Consider the following 2,045-nt stretch of genomic DNA (forward strand, 5'->3'; position numbering starts at 1 on the left):
AGCGGCTGGTCGCGCTGCCGTTGCGGCGGCCGCCGAAGCGCGAGGTGCACGCGGCGTGGCGGCGGAGCGCGGACACCAGCCCGGCGATCCGGGCGGTGCTCGCGGAACTCGGCTAGGCTCGGCCACGGACGGGTGCGGCGTCGGAACGCCCGTCCTTCGGCTCCCCTTGGCGCACCGAGCCGAAGGAGTGCGCCTTGATCACGTTCGCCGGGATGAGCCTGCCGGTCACCAGCCTCGACCGTTCGCTCCCGTTCTACGAATCCCTCGGGTTCGCCACCGAAGTCCGCAACGGCCGCTTCGCGTTGCTGCGCTTGGACACCGGCACGCTCGGCCTGCTCGAACTGGGCGCGGCCGTCGAGCGGGAGAGCCGGAAGCTGCGGGCGTTCGTCCAGGTCGAGCTGCTCGCCGACGACCTCGACGAGCTGTACGCGGACTTCGTGGCCCGCGGCGTGCCGGTGCTCGGGCCGCCGCGGGACCGGGGGTTCGAGCGGCAGCTGCAGCTGCGGGATCCGGACGGGTTCACGGTCGAGTTCGCCGACCACAGCCCGCGTTAGGGGCGGAGCACCCGAAGTCCACGCTCGGGCTGGGCCGGTGGCGCCGCGGTGGCCGGGCCGCCGGCCGTGGTGCCGTGGCCGGGTCCTGCGGGTGAGCCGGGCTAGCCGTGCGCGGTGATCGCCGCTTCGGCGGTCGGGAAGGTCGGGAAGAAGCCGCCGAGGCCGATCAGGTCGAACGTCCGGCTGAGCCGGGCCGGGACGGCGACCAGTGCGAGCGCCGCTCCGGCCGCCTCGGCGACGTTGCGGGCCGCGATGAGGGTGGAAATGCCGCTGGAGTCGCAGAACTCGACCTCGGCCAGGTCCACGACCAGCAGCTGGCCGCGTTCCAGCGGCGCGGCGTCGAGCTCGGCGCGCAGGCGGGGTGAGGTGGCCACGTCGAGCTCGCCGCCGATCGTGACGACCGGGCCCGTTCCGGTGGTCCGGGTGGTCGCGGAGAACAAGGTCACGGTGGATCTCCTCCGGGGAGCGGGACGCTCAGCGCGAGCAGGGCGGTGTCGTCGCCGAACCCCACGAGCAGTTCGGTCACGGCCGCGACGACCGCGTAGTACCGCGGATCGGCGCCGCGGTACTCCCGGTGCAGCACGGTGTTGAGGGACGTCAGCGCACCGGCCGGGTCCGCGGCGTACACCGCCGCCGCGCGCAGGGTGCAGAGCGCGTCCGAGCGGCCCGAGCCGGTGTGGTCGAACAGCACCAAGCGGTACCGCTCGGCGAGCGGCGGCACGACGAGGCGCCAGCGGTTCTGGTCGCGGCCGAACCCGTGCGCGAGCACGAGGGTGGGCCCGGCGTCGCGGCCGGTGACGACCACGTTGTTCCGGCTGGTCAACGCGCCAAGGCGGCGTCCCGGGTCGCCGTGACGGCCAGGGTCTCGCGCAGGCCGGTGAGCCGCAGGGTCCGGGCGACGACGCTGTGTTCCGGCGCGACGACCCGCACGCGCGTCCCGGCGCCGGCCCCGCGGCGGGCTTCGAGCAGGGCGGTGATGCCGATGGAGGCCAGGAACGAGACGTCGGTGAGGTCGATCACGAGTAGCGCCGGAGTGCCGGCGAGCGCTTCGGTGATGCCGTCGCCGAGGACGGACGCGCTGAGCAGGTCGACTTCGCCGGACACCGTCAGGACCACCGCGTCGCCGACGCGCTCCTGCGTCACGTGCACGAGGTCCTGGGGCCGGAGCCGATTGCCGTCCGTGGTCACCTGGAGCTCCTCCCTCTGCCGATGATTACCCGGGTGGGTCATACCCAGCCCCGACACGCGGGAAACCTCACCGGTGGGCGGCCGGATCGCGCGTGGCTGATCGCCGCCAGCCGCAGCCGCCAGCCGCGAGCCGCAGCCGGGAGCCGCAGCCGCTGCGCAGTCGCAGTCGCGTGCCGCAACCGCCAGCCGACAGCCGTCGGGGAGGCCCCCGACCACCGCGGCGCCTTGCCCCGCGCATCCCCCGCACACTGACCGCCGCAGACATCCCCTGACCAGCGCCCCAAGGTGGCCTTGGTTGCGTCT

Annotated in this window: 4 protein-coding genes and 1 pseudogene; 2 read left to right on the forward strand and 3 right to left on the reverse strand. The window is 74.3% G+C overall.

Annotated elements, in window-relative coordinates; translation table 11 throughout:
• Both G3I65_RS57855 and G3I65_RS42710 read left to right on the forward strand, forming a co-directional pair.
• Nucleotides 1–116 (forward strand): annotated as a pseudogene (locus G3I65_RS57855) (LysR family transcriptional regulator); the annotation flags it as partial.
• 78 nt (nt 117–194) lie between these two features.
• A complete protein-coding gene (locus G3I65_RS42710; protein ID WP_160701138.1) occupies nt 195–554 on the forward strand; it encodes a VOC family protein in 360 nt (119 codons plus the stop codon).
• Between the two features lie 101 nt (nt 555–655).
• Here the strand turns inward: G3I65_RS42710 and G3I65_RS42715 are convergent, their stop codons facing one another.
• Genes G3I65_RS42715 through G3I65_RS42725 form a run of 3 tightly spaced genes read right to left on the reverse strand, consistent with a single transcriptional unit; the run spans nt 656 to nt 1,742 of the window.
• Complete coding sequence (locus G3I65_RS42715; protein WP_160701139.1) at nt 656–1,000, reverse strand: STAS domain-containing protein; 345 nt, start codon at nt 998–1,000, stop codon at nt 656–658.
• Nucleotides 997–1,377 (reverse strand): alpha/beta fold hydrolase, encoded by a 381-nt coding sequence (locus G3I65_RS57860; protein ID WP_239071786.1) that lies wholly within the window; start codon nt 1,375–1,377, stop codon nt 997–999. Before G3I65_RS57860 ends, G3I65_RS42715 begins: the two co-directional genes overlap by 4 nt.
• Entirely contained in the window at nt 1,374–1,742 is a 369-nt protein-coding gene (locus G3I65_RS42725) for an STAS domain-containing protein (RefSeq protein ID WP_309235984.1), read from the reverse strand. Before G3I65_RS42725 ends, G3I65_RS57860 begins: the two co-directional genes overlap by 4 nt.
• Nucleotides 1,743–2,045: the final 303 nt, after the last annotated feature.

This window comes from Amycolatopsis sp. SID8362, assembly GCF_010550475.1.
GTDB classification, from domain to species: Bacteria; Actinomycetota; Actinomycetes; order Mycobacteriales; family Pseudonocardiaceae; genus Amycolatopsis; species Amycolatopsis eburnea.